This is a genomic window from Cupriavidus sp. GW823-FHT07A04 (genome assembly GCF_058794615.1).
In genome coordinates this window covers 266339-288600 of record NZ_JBXAHA010000010.1, presented here as the reverse complement: position 1 = coordinate 288600, position 22262 = coordinate 266339, and the positions used below count along the sequence as shown (strand labels likewise).

Annotated in this window: 17 protein-coding genes; 14 read left to right on the top strand and 3 right to left on the bottom strand. The window is 66.0% G+C overall.

Annotated features, from left to right (window positions below; translation table 11 throughout):
* Positions 1–14: 14 nt before the first annotated feature.
* Positions 15–1841: a DUF2138 family protein gene (locus AC1Q7Q_RS19490; RefSeq protein ID WP_492374701.1), complete on the bottom strand. Its 1827-nt coding sequence runs from the start codon at positions 1839–1841 to the stop codon at positions 15–17.
* A gap of 272 nt (positions 1842–2113) precedes the next feature.
* Here AC1Q7Q_RS19490 and AC1Q7Q_RS19485 point away from each other — a divergent pair, with 272 nt between their 5' ends.
* A complete protein-coding gene (locus AC1Q7Q_RS19485) occupies positions 2114–3052 on the top strand; it encodes an amino acid ABC transporter substrate-binding protein (protein ID WP_416052814.1) in 939 nt (312 codons plus the stop codon).
* Between the two features lie 344 nt (positions 3053–3396).
* Positions 3397–3705, top strand: a complete 309-nt coding sequence (locus AC1Q7Q_RS19480) for a hypothetical protein (RefSeq protein WP_043355619.1) — start codon at positions 3397–3399, stop codon at positions 3703–3705.
* Positions 3706–3824: 119 nt separating this feature from the next.
* On the opposite strand, the gene AC1Q7Q_RS19475 is transcribed toward AC1Q7Q_RS19480, so the two are convergent.
* Positions 3825–4646 (bottom strand): hypothetical protein, encoded by an 822-nt coding sequence (locus AC1Q7Q_RS19475; protein ID WP_492374712.1) that lies wholly within the window; start codon positions 4644–4646, stop codon positions 3825–3827.
* Between the two features lie 233 nt (positions 4647–4879).
* On the opposite strand from AC1Q7Q_RS19475, the gene AC1Q7Q_RS19470 reads away from it, so the two are divergent.
* From AC1Q7Q_RS19470 to AC1Q7Q_RS19435, 8 genes are all read left to right on the top strand, one after another.
* The gene (locus AC1Q7Q_RS19470) at positions 4880–5443 is read left to right on the top strand and encodes an HdeD family acid-resistance protein (RefSeq protein WP_492374700.1); all 564 of its coding nucleotides are present in this window, start codon (positions 4880–4882) and stop codon (positions 5441–5443) included.
* Positions 5444–5945: 502 nt separating this feature from the next.
* Positions 5946–7718 carry a glycosyltransferase family 39 protein gene (locus AC1Q7Q_RS19465; protein WP_492374699.1) on the top strand — a complete coding sequence of 591 codons (1773 nt, stop codon included), beginning with the start codon at positions 5946–5948 and terminating at the stop codon, positions 7716–7718.
* The gene (locus tag AC1Q7Q_RS19460; RefSeq protein WP_043355625.1) at positions 7715–8086 is read left to right on the top strand and encodes a DMT family transporter; all 372 of its coding nucleotides are present in this window, start codon (positions 7715–7717) and stop codon (positions 8084–8086) included. The genes AC1Q7Q_RS19465 and AC1Q7Q_RS19460 overlap by 4 nt, the downstream gene beginning before the upstream one ends.
* Positions 8087–8149: 63 nt before the next feature.
* On the top strand, positions 8150–9313 hold the full coding sequence (locus tag AC1Q7Q_RS19455) for a DegT/DnrJ/EryC1/StrS family aminotransferase (RefSeq protein WP_492374698.1): 1164 nt from the start codon (positions 8150–8152) through the stop codon (positions 9311–9313).
* Positions 9292–10284 carry a glycosyltransferase gene (locus AC1Q7Q_RS19450; RefSeq protein WP_459376337.1) on the top strand — a complete coding sequence of 331 codons (993 nt, stop codon included), beginning with the start codon at positions 9292–9294 and terminating at the stop codon, positions 10282–10284. The genes AC1Q7Q_RS19455 and AC1Q7Q_RS19450 overlap by 22 nt, the downstream gene beginning before the upstream one ends.
* Positions 10272–11231: a formyltransferase gene (locus AC1Q7Q_RS19445; protein WP_492374697.1), complete on the top strand. Its 960-nt coding sequence runs from the start codon at positions 10272–10274 to the stop codon at positions 11229–11231. Before AC1Q7Q_RS19450 ends, AC1Q7Q_RS19445 begins: the two co-directional genes overlap by 13 nt.
* Complete coding sequence (locus tag AC1Q7Q_RS19440) at positions 11228–12280, top strand: bifunctional UDP-4-keto-pentose/UDP-xylose synthase (protein ID WP_052495092.1); 1053 nt, start codon at positions 11228–11230, stop codon at positions 12278–12280. Before AC1Q7Q_RS19445 ends, AC1Q7Q_RS19440 begins: the two co-directional genes overlap by 4 nt.
* Before the next feature lie 13 nt (positions 12281–12293).
* Positions 12294–13184 carry a polysaccharide deacetylase family protein gene (locus tag AC1Q7Q_RS19435; RefSeq protein WP_492374696.1) on the top strand — a complete coding sequence of 297 codons (891 nt, stop codon included), beginning with the start codon at positions 12294–12296 and terminating at the stop codon, positions 13182–13184.
* Positions 13185–13371: 187 nt separating this feature from the next.
* On the opposite strand, the gene AC1Q7Q_RS19430 is transcribed toward AC1Q7Q_RS19435, so the two are convergent.
* On the bottom strand, positions 13372–15771 hold the full coding sequence (locus AC1Q7Q_RS19430; protein ID WP_492374695.1) for a heavy metal translocating P-type ATPase: 2400 nt from the start codon (positions 15769–15771) through the stop codon (positions 13372–13374).
* Positions 15772–15954: 183 nt separating this feature from the next.
* Here AC1Q7Q_RS19430 and czcI point away from each other — a divergent pair, with 183 nt between their 5' ends.
* The 4 genes from czcI to AC1Q7Q_RS19410 all read left to right on the top strand — a co-directional run bounded on the left by czcI (position 15955) and on the right by AC1Q7Q_RS19410 (position 22228).
* Positions 15955–16359 (top strand): cation efflux protein, CzcI family, encoded by a 405-nt coding sequence (gene czcI / locus AC1Q7Q_RS19425; RefSeq protein ID WP_492387199.1) that lies wholly within the window; start codon positions 15955–15957, stop codon positions 16357–16359.
* A 74-nt stretch (positions 16360–16433) separates the two neighbouring features.
* Positions 16434–17702: a TolC family protein gene (locus AC1Q7Q_RS19420; RefSeq protein ID WP_492374693.1), complete on the top strand. Its 1269-nt coding sequence runs from the start codon at positions 16434–16436 to the stop codon at positions 17700–17702.
* 18 nt (positions 17703–17720) lie between these two features.
* On the top strand, positions 17721–19007 hold the full coding sequence (locus tag AC1Q7Q_RS19415; RefSeq protein ID WP_492374692.1) for an efflux RND transporter periplasmic adaptor subunit: 1287 nt from the start codon (positions 17721–17723) through the stop codon (positions 19005–19007).
* Between the two features lie 14 nt (positions 19008–19021).
* Complete coding sequence (locus AC1Q7Q_RS19410; protein WP_492374691.1) at positions 19022–22228, top strand: CusA/CzcA family heavy metal efflux RND transporter; 3207 nt, start codon at positions 19022–19024, stop codon at positions 22226–22228.
* Positions 22229–22262 lie beyond the last annotated feature (34 nt).

Sequence of the window (22262 nt, the reverse complement as noted above, 5' to 3'; positions counted from 1 at the left end):
TCGGCTCACAGCTATCACTGCGCGGCCTCTTGCGGTGCCGGTGCTATCGGCGCTATCGACGGGGCCGCGGCCAGCACGCCGCGCGGCGGCGTGCCTGCCTGCTGCCAGGTCACCGACACCCACGCACGCCCCGAAGGCAAGCTATCGGGCAGCACAAGCGAGACCGCCGGGTAGGCCGCAAGGGTCTTCAGCTTAGGGAACAGGTGAGCGCGCGCCGCGTTCAGGAACAGGGCTTCCTGGTCCGCGGGCAACGCCTTGGTGGCTTCGCGCCGCACCAGCGGCGCCAGCGTCGACGGGGTGAAACTGAGCACGGTACGAGCCTGCTGGCCGCGCTGCATGGTGTCGGCCACCGCGGGGAAGCGCTTGCCCTGCACCGCCAGCGCGTCATCCACCAACGCGCCGTCAGGCGAAAACAGCACCGTGTTGCCAGCCAGTGCCAGCGTCACGGGGAAATAGGCGCCCGCCGAAAGCTGCGCCGCGAACGGCGCCCCCTTGCCCTCACGCGTGCCGTAGGGCGAGCTGACCGCGCGCGACCACAACACCGCGCCGCCCGCGCCCTGGCGGCTCTGCACCGGCAGGCGCGCATAGGCGCCCTTTTCTGCGCCGGCATTGGGTTCATAGGCGCCGATCACTTGCTCGAACAGGCTCGCCAGCACCGGACGCAGCGCGGTAGCGGCATCGGCCGACTTGACCCGGGCCATGAACAACGGCGCCACCAGCGCCGACTTGCTATACAAGCACACGGCAGCCGGCCCGTCGAAGGCCTGGGCCACCTGCGCAGCCAGTTCATCCTTGCCGCCGCTGACCTTCTGCAGCATCTTGCCTGCGGCCTGCCAGTCCACCGGCAGCGTGGCGCACGCCGCGGGGTCGGCCGGCAAGGCCTTCCAGAGTTCGGCCGTGTTCCACTTGCCCGGCAGGCGCGCGCCATCGACCAGCACCGCGCTGTGCCAGGCGGCATCATCGGCGCCGGCCTTGGAATCGGATTTGGAATCGGACTTAGAGTCGGACTTAGAGTCGGCGCCGGCAAAATCGAAACGCAGCGCTTCGATGCCCGGGAAGAATGCCTGGTAGCCAAACGAGAGGTAATTCGCGCCAACCAGCACGCGATGGCCCTTGAGCGGGCCCTTGGCGGCGTCGAGCGCGAACGATTGCAGCGGGGTCTCGCGCGCGCCGGCATCGTCGGACAGCCAGGCGGCCACCGCCTTGGCGCGGGCGCCGATGGGCTTACCTTCCGCGTCCAGCAGCATGCCGGCTTCCGACAGCACTACCAGGCGATCGCCCTTGCCCGCCAGCAGCAGGCTGCGCGCCGGGCCGATCCGCAACGCATACAGCGGCGTGCCGCCGACCTCACCGGCACGGCTCAGCTGCGTGTCAGCCGGGGCGATCGTGCCAAGTGTCTGCAGCACCTTGGCCAGCCCGTTGCGCTCCATCGACAACGCCCAGTAGCGCAAGGTGCCATCGGCGCCGCGCCAGGCCATGAGCCGGCCCGGTTCGTCGAACACGCGCTTGAGCAACGCATCGCCCCAGTCCAGGTCGTGCTCGAAGGCAATGCGACGCAACGCGCCCGAGGCAGACAGGCGGCCTTCGTTGTCTTCGTAATAATTGACGAAATCTTCGGTGAGCACATCGCGCAGCAGCGGCACGCGGAGCATATCGCGCGGCAGGCTGGACAGGCTTTCGCTGTCGACCAGCGCATCGGGGCGGCTGAAATCGAGTTCAAGCTGGCGGGGCTGCCCCTTCCAGGCGCGTCCGAACGGGTGCCAGACCATTTGCACGGCCACACCAGCGGCAATCGCCAGCGCGGCGGTGCCAAGCGCGATTCTCTTGCGCGAAATCTTCATGATTCCCTTCACGATCGTGATCACTGCACGTCACAGATGCAGCGAACCCGGTAGCGTACCGCGCACATCAATCAAACCGCAACCCAGCCACCGTGAAATTTTGTGACTGCCTGCGCGGCCGCGCGCTCGGCGCCACCCGCCGGCGTAGTGCGCTTTCCGACCGGGCGCCTTTGCCCAGGCGGCTCTCCGGGCCGATATTTGCTTATGACAAAGATGTACTTTGCCGAAGCGGGCCACGGGCGTAGCCTCGCCATTTTTGAAATATTCGACATATGTTCTCGTTTGCCACATTCGCCAGTGCCGGCACGTTCCGTGCCTCCCGCCTGCTGGCAAAGCTAGCGTTCGTCGCTGCCGCCGCCCTCTCGATTTCCGCCCCACACGCCGCCCAGGCTCAAAGCCCGGTGCTGGACAAGATCCGCAACACCGGCACCATCGTGCTGGGCTACCGTGAATCGGCGCTGCCCTTTTCCTTCGCCAACGACAAGGGCGAGCCCGCAGGCTACGCGGTGGACCTGTGCCTGCGCGCCGCGGAGGCCGCGCGCGTGAAGCTCGGGCTGAAAACGATCAAGGTGCGCTGGATGCCGCTCACCCCGCAGAACCGGATCCCCGCCGTGGTCAATGGCCTGGTCGATCTCGACTGCGCGCCCAACACGAACTCCCTGGAGCGCCAGAAGCAGGTCGCCTTCAGCGTCTCGCATTACATTTCCACGGTCCGCATGCTGGTGCGCGCGGATTCGGGCATCAAATCCTTCGAGGACCTGCGCGGCAAGAACGTGGTGACCAGCGCCGGCTCCACGGGCGATCGCCATGTGCGCCGCCTGAAGGGCCAGTATGGTTTCCATGACATCTACGCGAAGGATCATGGCGAATCCTTCCTGCTGCTCGAATCCGGACGTGCGCAGGCATTCGTGATGGACGATGTACTGCTGTCGGGACTGCGCGCCCGCGCCAAGGACCCTTCGCAGTTCGTGATCGTGGGTCCCGCTCTGTCGATCGAGCAGAATGCGCTGATGATGTCCAAGGCCGATCCGGAGTGGAAGCAACTGGTGGACCAGACCCTGGCATCGGTATTCGCCGGCCCGCAGGTGATCGCCCTGCAAAAGCAATGGTTCCAGCAGCCAATCGGCGCCCGCAGCATCAACCTTGCGCTGGCACCGAGTCCGGAAGTCCGGGATGCGTGGAAGCATCCTTCGGATGTCGCGACCGAATAACGGCCTTCGAAGCCCGGCGATCCGCCAAAATCAAAGCCCCCGCAGGCCATCAGGCCTGCGGGGGCTTTTTCTCACCTAACGCAAACGGAAAGTGTGCGATTAGGCACATAGATCGTCAAGCGTCAAGCAAGTCTTGGCGATAAAGGCAATAGCGGCTTTCCATAGGACGATACAAAGCGTGCATTTCACAATACAGCGTATGTTGACAGCCAGGCGAAATGTTGGCGACACTGGGGACCAGCGGACAACGCGGCAACGGTATCCCACGCAATCGGCGTGGCGGCCTTAGCCGTCAGTTTCCGTGTATTCGAACCGCCGGAAGGCGGCATTTACCAGGAGAAAACATGAACAAGTTCGTCGCGACAGCCATCGCGCTGTGCATTGGCGCCGTCTCCGTGGCTGCCCAGGCGCAATCGACCGGGAAGAAGCAATTCGACCCGTATAGCCAGGGCGCCAAGTCGGGCGATAAGTTCGACCCATATAGCCAGGGTGCCAAGTCCGGTGACAAGTTCGACCCGTATTCCCAGGGCGCGAACAAGAGCACCCGCACGGACCTGACCGACGCCTCCGCGCCGCCGGCCAAGAAGTCGACCAAGAAGAGCAAGAAGAGCAAGAGCAAGAAGCCCGCCGCATCGGCCGCAGCCGCGAACTGATCGGTAAGGGGCGCCGCGCTGGTACCCGGCGCCCTGACAACAGAAAGCCCGCCAATTCAAACTGGCGGGCTTTCTGCTATGTGCTGCCGGAGAATCCGCTTTGGCAGGCGGGGAAAGCGTCAGGGCGAAGTCGTATCCAGATCCATCCCCGTGACGTCGATCCGTTGCACCTTGTCCTGCTGGCGAATCTCGGTGCGCAGCACGAATGCCTCGGCGGGGCAATACCAGTCGGTTACGTGCATCAGCGTGGGCTCCACCTGCACCACCTCCTCCCCCACCATCAGCGGCCCCAGCGAAGTCCGCTTCTCGTAGGTGATCGGCATGCACTCCTTGCGGCCCAGCACGGTATCGATCATCTGGCGCTTGCCCACGTGGCGGGATCCGACGCTGATCGAGGCATATAGCGCCCGCATGCTTCCCACGACCTCGTCCGCGCCCACCGGATAGATCTGCAGCGAGACGCTGGACTCGAACGCCTCGCCCTCCAGGGTGCCGCCCTCGTGGATATCCATGCCCGCGTAGCTGAACACGCCCTGGCCCCTGAAGGCGGCTTCGCCGTACATGCGGGCATAGCGCCCTTGTGCATTGATGACGGCATGCTCGCTCTCGATACTGCTCTTGGCAGAGTCGGAGCGGCGGTCGATATTGACCATGTGGACCTGGTCCATGATGACCGGCGGCCCCATCAGGGCAGACAGCGCCGACTTGGAGCGCACCTCGAGCTGCGCCCGGCATCCAGTCTGGTTCTTGGTCGCCCGGCGCAAGGTCATGGTGATCGACATGGGCATGGCGCCATCGCCTTCCATCTGCACCCGCGAGCCGGAGCGGAACCATGGCGCGTCGCACAGCGGGGCGAGCGCCCGCGCCGGCGCCTGCTCAGGCGTGGCAGCGGCCACCGCCACTGTCTGAGCCTGCGCAAGGCCGCCCACGGCCAGCAGCACTGCGCTGGCAATGGAAGCAGCCCTAAACCGTTGCGCCTTTGTCCTCACATGAATCCTGTCTAGAATGATTTCGCGCCCCCGCTCGTTCCGACCCGGTGTCCCACACGCAAGGCCAGCCAGACGTTGTAGCTCGCGCTGGCTAGAAACTAGCGCTTTTTTGCCCGCGCGTGTCGGCAATCTTAGTCGGTCGCCGTCGCTGCCGGCCCATGCGGGCAGCTTGCCAGGGAGTTCCTATGCTTCAGTATTACGCCAAGCTTTGGTGGGTAGTGGCCTTGCGCGGCATTCTCGCCGTTCTTTTCGGGATTTGTGCGTTTTTCGCACCTGTTGCCACACTGGCTGCACTTGTGCTCTTGTTTGGCGCCTTTGCCGCCGCCGACGGCGTCAGCGCGCTGCTGATGGCCATCTCGGGCAGCCAGCGCGAGGCTAGCGACCGCGGCATCCTTGCACTGCAAGGCCTGCTTGGCCTGGGCGTGGGCTTGCTGACCTGGTTCAGCCCCGTGGTCACGGCGTTTTCCCTGCTGTTATATATCGCCGCCTGGACGCTTGCCACAGGGGTGCTGCAAATTGTCGCGGCGATCCGCCTGCGCAAGGACATTCCCAATGAATGGTGGTTGATCCTGGCCGGGCTGGTGAGCATCGTGTTCGCTTTCCTGCTGCTGTGGCAACCCCTTGCCGGCGCGCTGGCGGTGCTGTGGATGATCGGAGCCTGGGCGGTGGTTTGCGGCATTCTGCTGATCGGCGTCTCGCTGCGCTTGCGTCGCGCCAGAAACATGCCGATTAATACACTTTCCAGCTAAGCCGCGCGTGCTACCCGGGCCGTCCCGCGTGCGCCGACCCCGCGCGCGACGGCGGGTTGCGGCGGTCGTGCTAACATTGCGCGCCGCGCCACTTGGCAACCACGGTTGGCCATGGGGTAACGGCTAGAAAGACGGACAAAGCAGAAGGCGCATGGCAACGGGCACGATCGCTTGCCTTCATTTTTTGTCTACCAAAGCAGTCGCTGCTGCGTTGTGATGTTTTCGCCGGCTGCGCAGGCAGCCCGAAACCGTCAAGCAGCCCGGCCGCACGCTGCGGCAACAGCCTGACGCCGCCTGTTTAGCGGTGCCAAGGCGGTATTACCAAGCTTTAATCATCATGCAAGTGGCCGCGCCATCGCGAGCCAATGCAATGATTGTGTGGCAGCAGGCGGGACAAGCCACCCGGTCCGCCAGCGCGCGGATCGCCACACCCCGCAAGCCCGAGAACCGGTCGTCATGTGCGCAAGCCAGGGCGGTCACCCGATCCCTTTCCAGGAGACGTATGCGTAGTTCCGTGACCTCGCGAGACACCTCGCGAAGCACCGCACAAGGTGTTTCGCAATCTGCCGGCTTGCCCACGACCACCATCGTCCTGGTTTGCCTGTTTATTCTCCTGGTCTGGTTCGGCACGCTCGACGCTCGCCACCTGCTGCGCTCCGATGAAGGCCGCTATGCCGAGATCGCGCGCGAGATGTTCTCTACCGGCGACTGGGTAACCATCCGCTACAACGCACTCAAGTACTTCGAGAAGCCGCCCTTCCATATGTGGGTGACGGCGCTGTCCTACACCGTGTTCGGCGTAGGCGACTGGCAGGCCCGGCTGTGCGTGGCGCTGTCCGGCATGGTCGGCCTTGTAGTCTCGATGCTCGCCGCCCACCGCTGGTATGGCTTCCGGGCCGCCTTCCTGACCGGGCTGGTGCTGGCCGCCGCGCCGATGTGGAGCGTGGCCTCGCACTTCAACTCGCTGGACATGACGCTGTCCGGCGCCATGGCCTGCGTGCTGGCCTTCATGCTGCTCGCGCAGCACCCGGCTGCGACGCCGGCCGCCCGGCGCTACTGGATGTGGGCCTGCTGGATAGCGATGGGCGTGGCGATCCTGACCAAGGGGCTGGTAGGCATTGCCCTGCCCGGTCTCGTGCTGGTCATCTACACCCTGATCTCGCGCGACTTCGGCCTGTGGCGCCGCCTGCACCTGATCACCGGCATCGCGCTGATGCTGATCGTCACGGTGCCCTGGTTCTGGCTGGTGTCTGAGCGCAACCCCGAATTCCTGAATTTCTTCTTTATCCACGAGCACTGGCAGCGCTATACCTCGACGGTACACTCGCGCAAAGGCCCGCTGTGGTACTTCGTGCCGTTGCTGGTGGCGGGCTTCATCCCGTGGCTGGGCCTGGCGCCGCGCATGTGGCAAGTGGTCCGTGGCGAAGGCGCGGCGGCACGCGTGGCGCCGGCACGGCCATTCCAGCCGGCGCTGTTGCTGGCCGTGTGGGCCATCGCCATCTTTGTCTTCTTCAGCCTGTCCGGCTCGAAGCTGCCCGGCTACATCGTGCCGATCTTCCCGGCGCTTGGCATGCTGGCAGCCGTGGCGCTGCAGCACATCGATGAGCGCAGCTGGAAGCGGCAGCTCAACGGCATGCTGGTCATTGCGGCAATCGGCTTGCTGGCCAGCCCGGTGGTGGCCACGCTGAATTCCGACAACACGCCCAACGAGCTGTACCGCTTGTTCGCGGTCTGGGTCGGCGCCGCCTTCGTGCTGATGCTCGGCGCCGTGTTCCTCGCGCGCAAGCTGCTGGCGAGCAAGGGCCTGATGGTCAGCATCACCGTTTACTCGCTCGGCTTGTTCACCAGCTTCACGGTGGCGCTGCTGGGCCACGAGGTCATGGGACGGCAGACTTCGGGCGTGGACATGGTGCCCGCCATCAACGCCGTGCTGACGGATGACATGCCGATCTACGGCGTGCGCATGCTGGACCACACGCTGCCGTACTACCTGCGCCGCACCACCATCATGGTGGAATGGCCGGACGAACTGGAGTTCGGCACCAAGCAGGAGCCGCAGAAATGGCTCCCCACGCTGGATGCCTTTATTGCAAAATGGCAGGATGGTCAGCACGCCGTGGGCATCATGTCGGCTGCCACCTACAAGATGCTGCAAGAGCGCAAGGTGCCAATGTACAAGATCGGGCAAGACAAGCGCCGCGTCGCGGTCACCAACTTCCCGCCTCCCGGCCAGGCGCCGGCGGCCCCGCAGCAAGAACCGAACCGCGCGCCATGACGCTCTCTACCTTCGCTTTTATCTTCACCGGCGTGCTGCTTAATGCGTGCGCGCAGTTGCTGCTCAAAGCCGGCACCAACGCCGTGGGCGCAATCACCATCGAGCGCGCGACGCTGTTTGCCACGGCGTTTCGCGTGCTGACGCAGTGGCCGGTACTGGCTGGCCTGACACTGTACGTAGTCAGCGTCGGCGTGTGGATCGTCGGGCTGTCGCGGGTCGATGTATCGATCGCTTACCCGATGCTGTCGCTCGGTTACGTCGTGAACGCCCTGGCAGCCTGGTGGCTGTTCGGTGAAATGATCGGCCCCCTGCGCGTAGCGGGCATCCTGCTGATCCTCGCTGGCGTGTTTCTCATCGCGCGTTCCTGATCACCGCACCATCGCACCATCGCACCATCGCCACAAGACACAAGACACAAGAGCCTGATTGCCATGACCGCTTCCGCTGCGCAAGCCTTCCTGCCCTTCGTCAAGCCGAATATTGACGCCGCTGCCATCGCCGAGGTGGGCAAGGTGCTGGCCTCGGGCTGGATCACCTCCGGCCCCAAGATGCACGCCTTCGAGGCCGCCCTGTCCGAGCTGTTCGGGGGCCGCCCGGTGCGCACCTTCGCCAATGGCTCAGCGACGATGGAAATCGCGCTGCGCGTGGCCAATATCGGCCCCGGCGACGAAGTCATCACCACCCCGATCACCTGGGTTGCCACTGCCAATGTCGTGATCACGGTGGGCGCCAAGCCCGTCTTCGTCGACATCGATCCGCGCACGCGCAATATCGATCTCGATGCCGTGGAAGCCGCCATCACGCCCCGTACCCGCGCCATCATGCCGGTCTACCTGTCGGGCCTGCCGGTGGATATGGACCGCCTCTACGCCATCGCAAAGAAGCACAACCTGCGCGTGATCGAGGATGCCGCGCAGGCCATCGACTCGCGCTGGCGCGGCCAGCGCATCGGCGCCTTCGGCGACCTGGTCAGCTTCAGCTTCCAGGCCAACAAGAACATCACCAGCGTCGAAGGCGGCTGCCTGGTGATGAACTCGCCCGAAGAAGCCGAACGTGCCGAACGCCTGCGCCTGCAAGGCGTGATCCGTACCGGCATGGACGGGATGGACGTGGAAGAGCCCGGCGGCAAATTCAACCTGACCGATGTCAACGCCGCCATCGGCCTGTCGCAACTGGCGCAACTTGACGCCATCACGGCACGCCGCGCCGAACTGGCCGAGGCGTACTACCGCTGCGCCGCCGGCAGCGGCCTGGCCGAACTCGGCATCGAGCTGCCGCTGCCGCGTGACGGCGAGCTGGCCACCACCAACTGGCATATGTTCCAGGTGGTGCTGCCGGCCGAACGCATCGAAGGCGGGCGCACCGCGGTGATGGAGGCCATGCGCGAGCAAGGCGTCGGCACCGGCGTGCACTATCCCGCCGTGCACCTGTTTTCTTATTACCGCTCCCTGGGCTGGCGCGAAGGCATGCTGCCGCACGCCGAGCGCATCGGACGGGGCATCGTCACGCTGCCGATGTTCCCCGCCATGCAAGCCGCCGACGTGGAGCGGGTATGCGCAACTCTTAGTGAAACATGCAAACGCCTCTTCAAATGAGCCCTGTCGAAGTCTCCGTCGTCATTCCCGTCTATAACGAGGAAGATGGCCTGCAAGCTCTGTTCGACCGGCTCTACCCGGCGATGGACGGGCTCGGCTGCAACTACGAGATCATCTTCGTCAACGACGGCAGTCGCGACCGTTCGGCACAGATCCTGGCCAGCCAGTTTCACAAGCGCCCGGACACCACGCGCGTCGTGCTGTTCAACGGTAACTTTGGCCAGCATATGGCCATCCTGGCCGGCTTCGAGCACACCCGCGGCCAGATCGTGATCACGCTGGATGCCGACCTGCAAAACCCGCCGGAGGAAATCCCGCGGCTGGTGGCAACCATGCGCGAAGGCCATGACTACGTTGGCACCATCCGCCGCGAGCGCAACGACACGGCGTTCCGCCGCATTGCGTCCCGCGCCATGAACCGGCTGCGCGAGCGCATCACGCGCATCAAGATGACCGACCAGGGCTGCATGCTGCGTGCCTACGACCGCAATGTCGTCGACACCATCAATGCCTGCCGTGAGGTCAATACCTTTATCCCCGCGCTGGCCTATACCTTCTCCTCCAATCCGGTGGAGATCGTGGTCGAGCACGAGGAACGCCACGCCGGCGAATCCAAGTATTCGCTGTTCCAGCTCATCCGGCTGAACTTCGACCTGGTAACCGGCTTCTCCATCGTGCCGCTGCAGTGGTTCTCCGCCATCGGCACCTTGCTGTCGCTGGCATCGGCGGGCCTGGTGGCGGTGCTGCTGGTTCGGCGCTTCGTGCTTGGCGCGGAAGTGCAGGGTGTGTTCACCCTGCTCGCCTTCAACTTCTTCCTGGTTGGCATCATGCTGTTCGGCATCGGCCTGCTGGGCGAGTACATCGGCCGCATCTACCAGGAAGTGCGCAACCGTCCGCGCTACCGCATCCAGGCGGTGCTGGAAGGCACGCCGGAACAGCAAAAGGCGACGGAGGTCCCGTGCGCGCAGTAGTCTTCGCTTATCACAACGTCGGCGACCGCTGCCTGCGCGTGCTGCACGCGCGTGGCGTGGAAGTGGCGCTGGTCGTCACGCACCGCGACCGCCCGGATGAGAACATCTGGTTCCGCCGCGTTGCCGATACCGCCGCCGAACTCGGCTTGCCCGTCACCTACGGCGAAGACCCGGCCGATCCGGCGCTGGCTGCCGCAGTGGCCGCGGCGCGCCCCGACGTGATCTTCTCCTTCTACTACCGCGCGATGATTCCCGCGGCAGTGCTGGCGCTGGCGCCGCAAGGCGCGTTCAATATGCACGGCTCGCTGCTGCCCAAGTATCGCGGCCGCGTGCCGGTGAACTGGGCGGTGCTGCACGGAGAAAGCGAGACCGGCGCCACGCTGCATGCGATGGAAGCCAAGCCGGATGCCGGCTTCATCGTCGACCAGACGTCAGTGCCGATCCTGCCCGATGACACCGCCGGCGAGGTCTTCGAGAAAGTGACCGTGGCCGCCGAGCAAACGCTATGGCGCGCCCTGCCCGCCATGATGGCCGGCAACATCACGCCGCTGCCCAACCGCCTTGCCGAAGGCAGCTACTTCTCCGGGCGCAAGCCGGAGGACGGCCGCATCGACTGGCAGCAGCCGGCCGCGCAGGTCTACAACCTGATCCGCGCAGTCGCACCGCCCTATCCCGGCGCCTTCACCGATGTCGGCTCGCGCCGCTTCGTGGTGGCGCAGGCGCGCCTGCCGCATGCCGGCAGCGCAGCCGGAGCAGCCCCATTGCAGTCCACCAGCGCCGCCCGCCCGGGCTTGCACGTGATCGACGGGCAGATCGTCGGCGTGTGCGGCGATGGCGGCCTGATCCTTGTACGCGAACTGCTGGACGATGGCGCCCAACCCGCGCCCGTCTCGGCTGCCGCGCTTTCCACATTTCTTACCGCATTGTCCAAAGAGGAAAACCGATGAAAAAGGTCCTGATTCTTGGCGTCAACGGCTTCATCGGCCACCACCTGACGCGCCGCATTCTCGAAACCACGTCGTGGGAAGTCTACGGCATGGACATGTCCAGCGATCGCCTTGGCGACCTGATCGACCATCCGCGCATGCACTTCTTTGAAGGTGACATCACCATCAACAAGGAGTGGATCGAGTACAACATCCGCAAGTGCGACGTGGTGCTGCCGCTGGTGGCCATCGCCACGCCCGCCACCTACGTGCGCCAGCCACTGCGCGTGTTCGAACTCGACTTCGAAGCCAACCTGCCGATCGTGCGCGCCGCCGTGAAGTACGGCAAGCACCTGGTGTTCCCGTCCACCTCCGAGGTGTACGGCATGTGCCATGACGACGAGTTCGATCCCGAGACGTCCGAGCTGATCTGCGGCCCGATCAACAAGCCGCGCTGGATCTATGCCTGCTCCAAGCAGCTGATGGACCGCGTGATCCACGCCTACGGCATGGAGCAAGGCCTGAACTACACCCTGTTCCGCCCGTTCAACTGGATCGGTGCCGGCCTGGACTCAATCTTCGAATCGAAGGAAGGCTCCTCGCGCGTGGTCACCCAGTTCCTCGGCCACATCGTGCGCGGCGAGCCGATCAAGCTGGTGGACGGCGGCGCGCAAAAGCGTGCCTTTGCCGATGTCACCGACGGCATCAGCGCCCTGATGCGCATCATCGAGAACCCGAACGGCATCGCCACCGGCAAGATCTACAACATCGGCAACCCGCGCAACATCCATTCCGTGCGCGAGCTGGCCGAGATGATGCTGAAGATGGCCGGCGACTACGCCGAGTACGCGGAAGAAGCCAAGAAGACCCAGATCGTGGAAACCTCCTCGGGCGACTTCTACGGCAAGGGCTACCAGGACGTGCAGAACCGCGTGCCGAAGATCGACAACACCGTGGAAGAGCTCGGCTGGAAGCCCGAGGTCAGCATGGAAGACGCGCTGCGCGCCATCTTCGAGGCTTACCGCAGCAAGGTGATCGAGGCGCGTACCCTGGTCGATTCGGCCAACTGAGCGCACGCACCCGATGGCCCGTATCGCCCTGAAGGTCGACGTCGACACGCTGCGCGGCACCCGCGAAGGCGTGCCGGCGCTGCTCGCCATGCTGGCCCGCGTGCGGGCCGAGGCCACCTTTCTGTTCAGCCTTGGCCCCGACCATACCGGCTGGGCGCTGCGGCGCGTGTTCCGTCCCGGCTTCCTGAAGAAGGTGTCGCGTACCTCGGTGGTGTCGAACTATGGCTTGCGCACGCTGATGTACGGCGTGCTGCTGCCCGGTCCCGATATCGGCCGCAAGGGCGCGGCCGAGATGCGCGCGGCGCGTGCGGCGGGGCACGAGTGCGGCATCCACACCTGGGACCACGTCTACTGGCAGGACAACGTGCGCGAGCGCGATGCGGCCTGGACCCGGCGCCAGATGCAAAGTGCATTCGACCGCTTCGTCGAGATATTCGGCGAAGCACCGCCCACCCATGGCGCGGCCGGTTGGCAAATGAACGATGAGGCCTTCCGCCAGATCGACGACTGGGGCATGGTGTACGCGTCCGATGGCCGCGGCACCGGTCCGTATATCCCCACGGTCGATGGTGTGGCATGCCGCCACGTGCAGATGCCGACCACGCTGCCGACGCTGGACGAACTGATCGGCGTGGGCGACATGACGGAAGACAACGTCCACCACGCCGTGCTGCGTCTGAGCGAAGACGGGCGCGACCACGTGTTCACCCTGCACACCGAACTCGAGGGCGGCAAGCTTGCGCCGGTGTTCAACCGCCTGCTGGATGGCTGGCGCGCGCAGGGGCATGAACTGGTGTCGATGGCCACGCTCTACCGGCATATCGATCGCAGCGCCCTGCCGCAACTGCCGGTGACGTGGGGCGCGATCGAGGGAAGAAGCGGCGAGCTGATCCTGCAGCCGTAGGCATCTGGCCGGGACGGCATGTTGCCCGCGCCCGCCCGCATCAAAACACAGTCAGTACCATCAACGATCGTCAACGGCCGGCAACCGGCCATTGACGATGCGTTCATGCGTGCACCGCTTGCGTGCGCGTGTGCCTCAGCCTCGCTTCGGCCCGTTGGCGAAGGCCCCGGCGGACCCTCGACAACGTTCAGCTACGGTCCCTCCCCGCCAGCCTCAGGCCGTTGAAGACCACCAGCAAGCTCGCCCCCATATCGGCGAACACCGCCATCCACATGGTGCCCAGGCCCATGACCGTGAGGGCCAGGAAAATCGCCTTGATGCCAAGCGCCAGGGCAATGTTCTGCTTCAGGATCGTCGAAGTCTGCCGCGACAGCCGGATAAAGGCGGGGATCTTGCGCAGGTCGTCATCCATCAGCGCCACGTCGGCGGTCTCGATCGCCGTATCGGTCCCGGCCGCGCCCATGGCGAAGCCGATATCGGCACGGGCCAGCGCGGGCGCATCATTGACGCCGTCACCCACCATGCCCACCACGACGCGCTTGCTACCATTGCTACCATTACCCGGCGCCCCTTCTGCCCCCTTCACGCTCAGCGCAGCGATGGCGTCCGCCTTGTCCTGCGGCAGCTGATTGCCGCGTGCCTCGTCGATCTGCACCTGCGCTGCGATCGCTTGCGCGGTATGCGGGTTGTCGCCCGACAGCATCAGCGTCCTGACGCCCAGCGCGTGCAGCTCAGCCACCGCCTCGCGGCTGCTGTCCTTGACCGTATCCGCCACGCCGAACAGCGCCTCGACGCCGTGATCCGCGCCCAGCAGCACAACCGTCTTTCCCTGCCGCTCCAGCGCTTCCAGCGTAGCCTCCAGCTCCGGCGAGCACAGCCCGCGGTCGTGGATCAGGCGATGGTTCCCCAGATAGTAGCTGCGCCCGTTCACGCTGCCGCTGACCCCGTACCCGGGCAGCGCCGCAAAGTCCTGCACTTCCAGCGGCACGATGCCATGCGCACGCGCGGCATTGGCCACGGCCATCGACACCGGATGGTCGGACCGGGCAGCCAGGCTAGCCGCCATCAGGCGCGCCGCATCGCTCGCCGCCGCACCTGCCGCGGCGGTTGCGCCCAGGGGCTGGAAATCGGTCTGGGCCGGCTTGCCGTGGGTGATGGTGCCGGTCTTGTCCAGCGCCAGCCATTTCAGATCCTTGCCCTGCTCCAGGTAGACGCCCCCCTTGATCAGGATGCCGCGCCGCGCCGCGGCCGCAAGGCCGCTCACGATCGTTACCGGCGTGGAGATCACCAGCGCGCACGGGCAGGCAATCACCAGCAGCACCAGCGCCTTGTAGATCCATGCGCTCCAGTCGCCGTCCATCACCAGCGGCGGCACCACGGCCACCAGCACCGCGCCAAGGAACACCAGCGGCGTGTAGATGCGGGCAAAGCGGTCGACAAAGCGCTGCGTGGGCGCGCGGCTGCCCTGCGCCGCCTCCACCGCGTGGATGATGCGCGCCAGCGTGGAGCCGCTGGCCGGCGCGGTGACTTCGTACTCCAGTTCGCCAGCTTGGTTGATGGTGCCGGCGAAAAGTGCATCGCCGACGGTCCTGTCGACCGGCACGCTCTCGCCGGTGATCGGTGCCTGGTCCAGCGTGGACTGGCCACGCAGCACCCGCCCGTCGAGCGCTACACGTTCGCCAGGGCGCAGGCGCACCAAGGCGCCGATGGCCACCGCGCTAGCCTCCACGGGCAGCCAGCTGCCGTCGGGCTGCTGCACCGTGGCCTGCTCCGGCGCCATTGCCATCAGGCCGCGCACGGCATTGCGGGCACGGTCCAGCGACGCCGCCTCGATGCGCTCGGCCAGCGCGAACAGCACCATCACCATGGCCGCTTCCGGCCACTGCCGGATCAGCATGGCGCCAGTGACAGCGATGCTCATCAATGCGTTGATGTTCAGGTTGCCATTGGACAGCGCAATCCAGCCCTTCTTGTAGACGCCCAGCCCGGCTATTGCCACAGCCACCAACGCCAGCAGGGGCGCCAGCCATTCCTGGCCGGGCACTTGCAGCCACTGCACAGCCTCCGCGCCGAGCGCGGCCACGCCGGCGAACGCCAGCGGCCACCACGGCCTGGCGGCTTGCGGCGGCAGCGCCGCGGCCTGCTCCGACAGCGGCTCGGCCTTCATGCCGAGGCTCTCGATGGCCCGCACCACCGGCTCCAGGGAGTCCAGCGTATGGTGCACCGTCAGCACGCGCTGCATCAGGTTGAACTGCAGCGCGGCCACGCCCGCCATGCTGCCCAGCTTGTTGCGGATCAGGGTCTCTTCCGTGGGGCAATCCATCGCGTCGATGCGATAGCTGGCCGCGGCGGCGCCGACAGGAACGGCTACGGCAATCGGCGGCGCCACGCTGGCGCTGCCACAGCAAGCGGCGCCGCCCGCCTGAGCGTGCTGGTGGCCGTGATCGTGGTCGCGCTGGTGGCCGCGATCGTGATCGTGGCCATGGTTGTGCTGGTGTGCTTGATCGTGCTTATGCGCGTGTTCGTGTGCATCAGAATGCCCATGACCGCAGCAAGATGGGTCACGGAGCGAAGCTTGGTCTGGCATTGCGCTAGGCATGGCGGTTTTCCCTGCTTGTTTTTGCTTACCGCCCATTTAAGACCCTGAAGCGACTACAGGGTCAAGTGCTGTCTGCACATCGGCCGGTGCGGGCACCTGAGGTCACCTTTGCGCCACGGTTTAAGCCATAGTCGCGCAAGGGTCATGCTTGCTGCCTATATAATCCGCCGCATGCGCCGTTTCCTGATCCTGCTTTTCGCCATCATGCTGCCCCTCCAGTTCGCCTGGGCCGGGGCTGCGGCGTATTGCAATCACGAAAGCACGCAACAGGGCAACGACACCGCCACGGCCATCGCCAACTGGCATTTTGGCCACCATAGCCACGCCCATCAGGGCAAGCTCAGCCAGCACGGCAGCAACGACAGCAGCGACAGCAAGAGCGGCAAGGACAACATCAAGCTGCCCGACCTGGACTGCGCCGTGTGCCACTTTGCCAGCGCCCAACTGGTCTTGCCGGACATGGCCACGAGCGCCTCGCACCACGGCGTAGCCATCAGCTACCGGGCGCTAGCCGCATCCTACCTGTCTGCGCCCGGCGCCCCCCCCGACCGCCCGCAGTGGCCGCTCGCCGCCTAAACGGCGAGACGACTCCCTTTACCTCCAGACTCTCGTCTCGCCGAACTTCCCTGGCTTCTTCCCGGTGAAATTCGATGAGAACACTTGTGATGCCGCTCGGGCTGGCGGCAGCTTTGCTCAGCCCTGCCGCGTTCGCCCAGAACGCGGCGACGACCCCATTGCCCGCCGCGCAAGCGGCGCAACAGATCCCCGAGCCCGCCGGCACGCTCACGCTGGACGATGCGCTCGCCCTCGCGGCCGGGCGCAACTTCACGCTCTCGGCCGCCAGCCATGAGCTCGATGCCGCCGACGGCGGCATCATGCAGGCCCGCACCATCCCCAACCCGGAAGTCGCGGTGCTCCTCGAGGACAACCGCCGCGACACCCGCACCACCACGGCCCAAGTCAACCTGCCGATCGAGCTCGGCGGCAAGCGCGCCGCGCGCATCGGCGCCGCGCAGAAGGCGCGCGAGCTGGCCCAATCGCAACTGGGCGCAACGCGCACCGACCTGCGCGCGGCCGTGGTTGGCGGCTTCTTCGCGGTGGTCATCGCGCAGGAGCGCGTCAAGCTGGCGCGTGGCTCGGCCGAGATCGCCGCCAAGGGCGCACAGGCGGCAATCCGCCGCGTAGCCGCCGGCAAGATCGCGCCACTAGAAGAGAGCAAGGCGCGCGTGGAGCAGGCCAATGCGGAACTCGAGGTCGCCGACGCCGAGGCGGCACTCGCGATGGCACGCCAGTCCCTGGCCGGCCTTTGGGGCAGCAGCGAAGCCCGCTTCCAGGAAGCCGCCGGCAACCTGGACACCCTGCCCGCGCGGCCCGACGGCGCCAGCCTCGCCCAAGCGCTGGACAGCGCGCCGGAACTGGCAAGCCAGCGGCTGGAACTGGAACGCAGGCAGGCCATCATCGGCGTGGAGCGCAGCCGCCAGTACCCCGACCTGACCGTCAGCCTGGGCAGCAAGCGCGACAACGGCTCGGACCGCGGCACCATGCCCGTGCTGGGCGTGTCGCTGCCGCTGCCGCTGTTCGACCGCAACCAGGGCAATCTCTACGCCGCGCTGCGCCAGGCCGACAAAGCGGCCGACGAGTACCGCGCCACGCAGGTGCGGCTCGCCAATGCGCTGCAGCAGGCCACGCGCCAACTGAGCGTATCGCGGAGCTCGGCCGACTCGCTAAAGGGCACCGTGCTACCGGCCGCCCAGCAGGCCTATGAGGCTGCCACGCGCGGCTTCGAAGCCGGCAAATTCAACTTCCTCGACGTGCTCGATGCGCAGCGCACCTGGTTCCAGGCGCGCATCCGCTATCTCGGCGTGGTCGCCAATGCCTATCAGGCAGCCACCACCATCGACCGCATTCTTGGCCGCTAGCACCAAAGGAATTCCATCATGGCAATCAGCAACAAGCAAAAAACGAGCATCGCCATCATCCTGGCGGGCGGCGCCATCGCAGCCGCGGGATTGATCTTCACTGGGCGCGGCAGCGCCGACGCCACGACCGAAGCTGCCCACGCAGCAGGCGCGCATAGCGAAGACGCGGCCCACGGCGACGGCGAGCATCACGGCGGGCCGGCCAGCGCGGCGCACGGCGACGCCGCCCGGCACACCGACGGGGAGCACCACGACACGCAAGAAAAAGAAGGCCACATCGAGATGACCCCGGCGCAGGTCCAGGCGGCCGGGCTCACGCTGCGCACGGCAGGACCAGCGCACATCGAGGGCACGGCATCCTTCCCCGGCGAGATCCGCTTCAACGAGGACCGCACGGCCCACGTGGTGCCGCGCGTAGCCGGCGTGGTGGAAGGCGTGTCCGCCAACCTGGGGCAACAGGTGAAGAAAGGCGATTTGCTGGCGGTGCTGGCTAGCACCGCGCTGTCCGACCAGCGCAGCGAACTGCTGGCCGCGCAAAAACGCCTGGAGCTGGCCGAATCCACCTTCCAGCGCGAGAAGAAGCTGTGGGAGGACAAGATCTCCGCCGAGCAGGACTACCTGGCCGCGCGCACCGCGCTGCAGGAAGCCCGCATCGCCACGCAAAACGCCATGCAAAAGCTAACCGCCATCGGTGCCAGCGGCAACGCAGGCAGCGCCAGGTCGCTCAACCGTTTCGAGCTGCGCGCGCCCTTCGACGGCACCGTGGTCGAAAAGCACCTGGCGCTGGGCGAAGCTGTGGCGGCCGACGCCAACGTGTTCGTCATCTCCGACCTCAGCACGGTATGGGCCGAGTTCGTGATCGCGCCCAAAGACCTGGATCGCGTGCGGGTTGGCGAGAAGGTGAAGATCGCCTCCACCGCCTTCGACGGCAAGGCAGAAGGCACGGTCTCGTATGTCGGCTCGCTGCTGGGCCAGCAAACGCGCACCGCCACCGCCCGCGTCACGCTGCCCAACCCCAAGACGGCCTGGCGTCCCGGCCTGTTCGTCACCGTGGGCGTGACCGACTCCAGCGCCGAGGTGCCGGTGGCGATCGAGGCCGAAGCCCTGCAAAGCAACGGCGATCAGCAGGTGGTATTCGCTGTCGTTCCAGGCGGCTTCCAGGCGCAGCCGGTCAAGACCGGCCGCAGCGACGGCAAGCTGGTGGAGATCACCGAAGGCCTGAAAGCCGGCACGCAATACGTGGCAGGCAACAGCTTCGTGATCAAGGCCGAGCTTGGCAAGGCCGGCGCCGAACATAGCCACTAAGCGGAGAATCCCTCATGTTTGAAAGACTGATCCGCTTTGCCATCGAGCAGCGGTGGCTGGTGCTGCTGGCGGTGGTCGCCATGGCGGCGCTCGGCATCTACAACTACAGCCGGCTGCCCATCGACGCCGTGCCCGACATCACCAACGTGCAGGTACAGGTCAACACCTCCGCGCCAGGCTATTCGCCGCTGGAAACCGAGCAGCGCGTTACCTACCCGATCGAGACCGCGATGTCCGGCCTGCCGGGCCTGGAGCAAACCCGCTCGCTGTCGCGCTATGGCTTGTCGCAGGTGACAGTGATCTTCAAGGACGGCACCGATATCTACTTCGCGCGCCAGCTGGTCAACCAGCGTATCCAGGAAGCCGCGCAGAACCTGCCCACAGGCGTTGCGCCACAGATGGGCCCGATCTCCACCGGGCTCGGCGAGATCTACCTGTGGACGGTGGAAGCCGAGGACGGCGCCAGGAAGGCCGATGGCACGCCCTACACGCCTACCGACCTGCGCGAGATCCAGGACTGGGTCATCAAGCCGCAGCTGCGCACGGTGCCCGGCGTCACCGAGATCAACTCCATCGGCGGCTTCGCCAAGGAGTACCTGGTGGCGCCCAGCCCGGAACGGATGGCCTCCTACGGCCTGAGCCTGCAGGACGTGGTGGTGGCGCTGGAGAAGAACAACGCCAACGTGGGCGCCGGCTATATCGAGCGGCGCGGCGAGCAATACCTGGTGCGCGCGCCGGGGCAGGTCAGGTCCGTCGACGATATCCGCGAGATCATCGTGGGCAGCGCGCAGGGCCAGCCCATCCGCATCCGCGACCTGGCGGACGTGGGCATCGGCCGCGAACTGCGCACCGGCGCGGCCACCGACAACGGGCGCGAAGTGGTGCTGGGCACCGTCTTCATGCTGATCGGCGAGAACAGCCGTGCCGTGTCGCAAGCGGTGGACCAGCGCATGGCCGCCATCAACCGCTCGCTGCCCGCCGGCGTCAAGGCCGTCACCGTGTACGACCGCACCGTGCTGGTGGACCGCGCCATCGCCACCGTCAAGAAGAACCTGGTCGAGGGCGCGATCCTGGTGATCGTGATTCTCTTCCTGTTCCTCGGCAACCTGCGCGCCGCCATCATCACCGCGCTGGTCATCCCGCTGTCCATGCTGTTTACCTTCACCGGCATGGTGACCTACAAGATCAGCGCCAACCTGATGAGCCTGGGCGCACTGGACTTCGGCATCATCATCGACGGCGCCGTGGTGATCGTGGAGAACTGCGTGCGGCGCCTCGCCCATGCCCAGCAACAGCACGGCCGCCCGCTCACCCGCAGCGAACGCTTCCACGAAGTCTTTGCGGCCTCCCGCGAGGCACGCCGCCCGCTGATCTTCGGCCAGCTCATCATCATGATCGTGTACATCCCGATCTTTGCGCTGACCGGCGTGGAGGGCAAGATGTTCCACCCCATGGCGATGACCGTGGTGCTGGCGCTGATCGGCGCGATGATCCTGTCGGTCACCTTCGTGCCGGCGGCCGTGGCGCTGTTTATCGGCGACAAGGTGGCCGAGAAGGAAAACCGCCTGATGCTGTGGGCCAAGCGCGCCTACGCGCCCATGCTCGGCAAGACCATCGCCAACACACCGGTGGTGCTGACCCTTGCCGCGGTGGCGGTGCTGTTGAGCGGCCTGGTGGCGACGCGGCTGGGCAGCGAGTTCATCCCCAATCTGAACGAAGGGGATTTCGCCGTGCAGGCGCTGCGCATTCCCGGCACCAGCCTCACCCAGTCGCTCGCCATGCAGCAGCAGATCGAGACGCGCCTCAAGGAAAAATTCCCCGAAATCGAGCGCGTCTTCGCTCGCACCGGCACTGCCGAGATCGCCTCGGACCCGATGCCGCCCAACGCCTCGGATGGCTACATCATGCTCAGGCCTCGGGCGAAGTGGCCCGATCCGTCCAAGACGCGCGAGCAGCTGCTGGCGGAAATGGAGGCCGAACTGGCAACCATCCCCGGCAACAAGTACGAGTTCTCGCAGCCGATCCAGCTGCGCTTCAACGAGCTGATCTCCGGGGTGCGCAGCGACGTGGCCGTGAAGATCTTCGGTGACGACAACGCCGTGCTGGAGGACACCGCGCAAAAGGTCGCCACCGTGCTGCGGGCCGTGCCCGGCGCAACCGAGGTCAAGGTCGAGCAGACCAGCGGCCTGCCAATGCTGACGGTGGACGTGGACCGCGCCCGCGCGGCCCGCTACGGCCTCAACATGATCGACGTGCAGGACACCGTGGCCATTGCCGTGGGCGGCAAGGACGCCGGCATCTTCTTCCAGGGCGACCGCCGCTTCAATATCGGCGTACGCCTGCCGGAAGGCATCCGTGGCGATGTGGAGGCGCTGCGCCGGCTGCCGATTCCCTTGCCGAAGGGAAATACGGCAGCCGCCAGCTATATCCCGCTGGGCGAAGTGGCCACGCTAACGCTGGCCCCGGGCCCCAACCAGGTCTCGCGCGAGAACGGCAAGCGCCGCATCGTGGCCAGCGCCAACGTGCGCGGGCGCGACGTGGGTACCTTCGTGCCCGAGGCGATGGCGTCGCTGGATCGTCAGGTCAAGGTCCCGGCGGGCTATTGGGTCACCTGGGGTGGCACCTTCGAGCAGTTGCAATCGGCCGCCACGCGGCTGCAGATCGTGGTGCCCGTGGCGCTGCTGATGGTGTTCGTGCTGCTGTTTGCCATGTTCGGCAATGTGCGCGATGGCCTGCTGGTCTTCACCGGCATCCCCTTTGCGCTCACTGGCGGCATCCTGGCGCTGTGGCTGCGGGGCATTCCGCTGTCGATCTCGGCGGCGGTGGGCTTTATCGCATTGTCCGGCGTGGCGGTGCTCAACGGACTGGTGATGCTGTCCTTCATCCGCAGCCTGCGCGAAGAAGGCAAGCCGCTCGATGATGCCATCCATACCGGCGCGCTGACCCGGCTGCGTCCCGTGCTGATGACCGCGCTGGTGGCATCGCTGGGCTTTATCCCGATGGCGATTGCCACCGGGACCGGGGCCGAGGTACAGCGTCCGCTCGCCACGGTGGTGATAGGTGGCATCCTGTCTTCCACCGCGCTGACCCTGCTGGTGCTGCCGGTGCTGTACCGGCTGGCGCATCGGCGCGACAAGGATGAGGCTGGCGTGGAAGATGACGCAGGCAGCGAACGCCTGGCTGGCAGCTTGCCGGTGCCACCGGCATTGCCCAACGGCTAATCCTGGCGGCAGCAGGAGTGGCACGCCGCTCCTG

What these genes read in the sequence shown, in the direction of transcription:
- czcI (WP_492387199.1), top strand. Translation starts at nt 15,955, where the DNA reads ATGCGCCGTTTCCTGATCCTGCTTTTCGCCATCATGCTGCCCCTCCAG.
- AC1Q7Q_RS19485 (WP_416052814.1), top strand. Translation starts at nt 2,114, where the DNA reads ATGTTCTCGTTTGCCACATTCGCCAGTGCCGGCACGTTCCGTGCCTCC.
- AC1Q7Q_RS19460 (WP_043355625.1), top strand. Translation starts at nt 7,715, where the DNA reads ATGACGCTCTCTACCTTCGCTTTTATCTTCACCGGCGTGCTGCTTAAT.
- AC1Q7Q_RS19455 (WP_492374698.1), top strand. Translation starts at nt 8,150, where the DNA reads ATGACCGCTTCCGCTGCGCAAGCCTTCCTGCCCTTCGTCAAGCCGAAT.
- AC1Q7Q_RS19470 (WP_492374700.1), top strand. Translation starts at nt 4,880, where the DNA reads ATGCTTCAGTATTACGCCAAGCTTTGGTGGGTAGTGGCCTTGCGCGGC.
- AC1Q7Q_RS19490 (WP_492374701.1), bottom strand. Translation starts at nt 1,841, where the DNA reads ATGAAGATTTCGCGCAAGAGAATCGCGCTTGGCACCGCCGCGCTGGCG.
- AC1Q7Q_RS19420 (WP_492374693.1), top strand. Translation starts at nt 16,434, where the DNA reads ATGAGAACACTTGTGATGCCGCTCGGGCTGGCGGCAGCTTTGCTCAGC.
- AC1Q7Q_RS19430 (WP_492374695.1), bottom strand. Translation starts at nt 15,771, where the DNA reads ATGCCAGACCAAGCTTCGCTCCGTGACCCATCTTGCTGCGGTCATGGG.
- AC1Q7Q_RS19410 (WP_492374691.1), top strand. Translation starts at nt 19,022, where the DNA reads ATGTTTGAAAGACTGATCCGCTTTGCCATCGAGCAGCGGTGGCTGGTG.
- AC1Q7Q_RS19435 (WP_492374696.1), top strand. Translation starts at nt 12,294, where the DNA reads ATGGCCCGTATCGCCCTGAAGGTCGACGTCGACACGCTGCGCGGCACC.
- AC1Q7Q_RS19465 (WP_492374699.1), top strand. Translation starts at nt 5,946, where the DNA reads ATGCGTAGTTCCGTGACCTCGCGAGACACCTCGCGAAGCACCGCACAA.
- AC1Q7Q_RS19440 (WP_052495092.1), top strand. Translation starts at nt 11,228, where the DNA reads ATGAAAAAGGTCCTGATTCTTGGCGTCAACGGCTTCATCGGCCACCAC.
- AC1Q7Q_RS19450 (WP_459376337.1), top strand. Translation starts at nt 9,292, where the DNA reads ATGCAAACGCCTCTTCAAATGAGCCCTGTCGAAGTCTCCGTCGTCATT.
- AC1Q7Q_RS19480 (WP_043355619.1), top strand. Translation starts at nt 3,397, where the DNA reads ATGAACAAGTTCGTCGCGACAGCCATCGCGCTGTGCATTGGCGCCGTC.
- AC1Q7Q_RS19415 (WP_492374692.1), top strand. Translation starts at nt 17,721, where the DNA reads ATGGCAATCAGCAACAAGCAAAAAACGAGCATCGCCATCATCCTGGCG.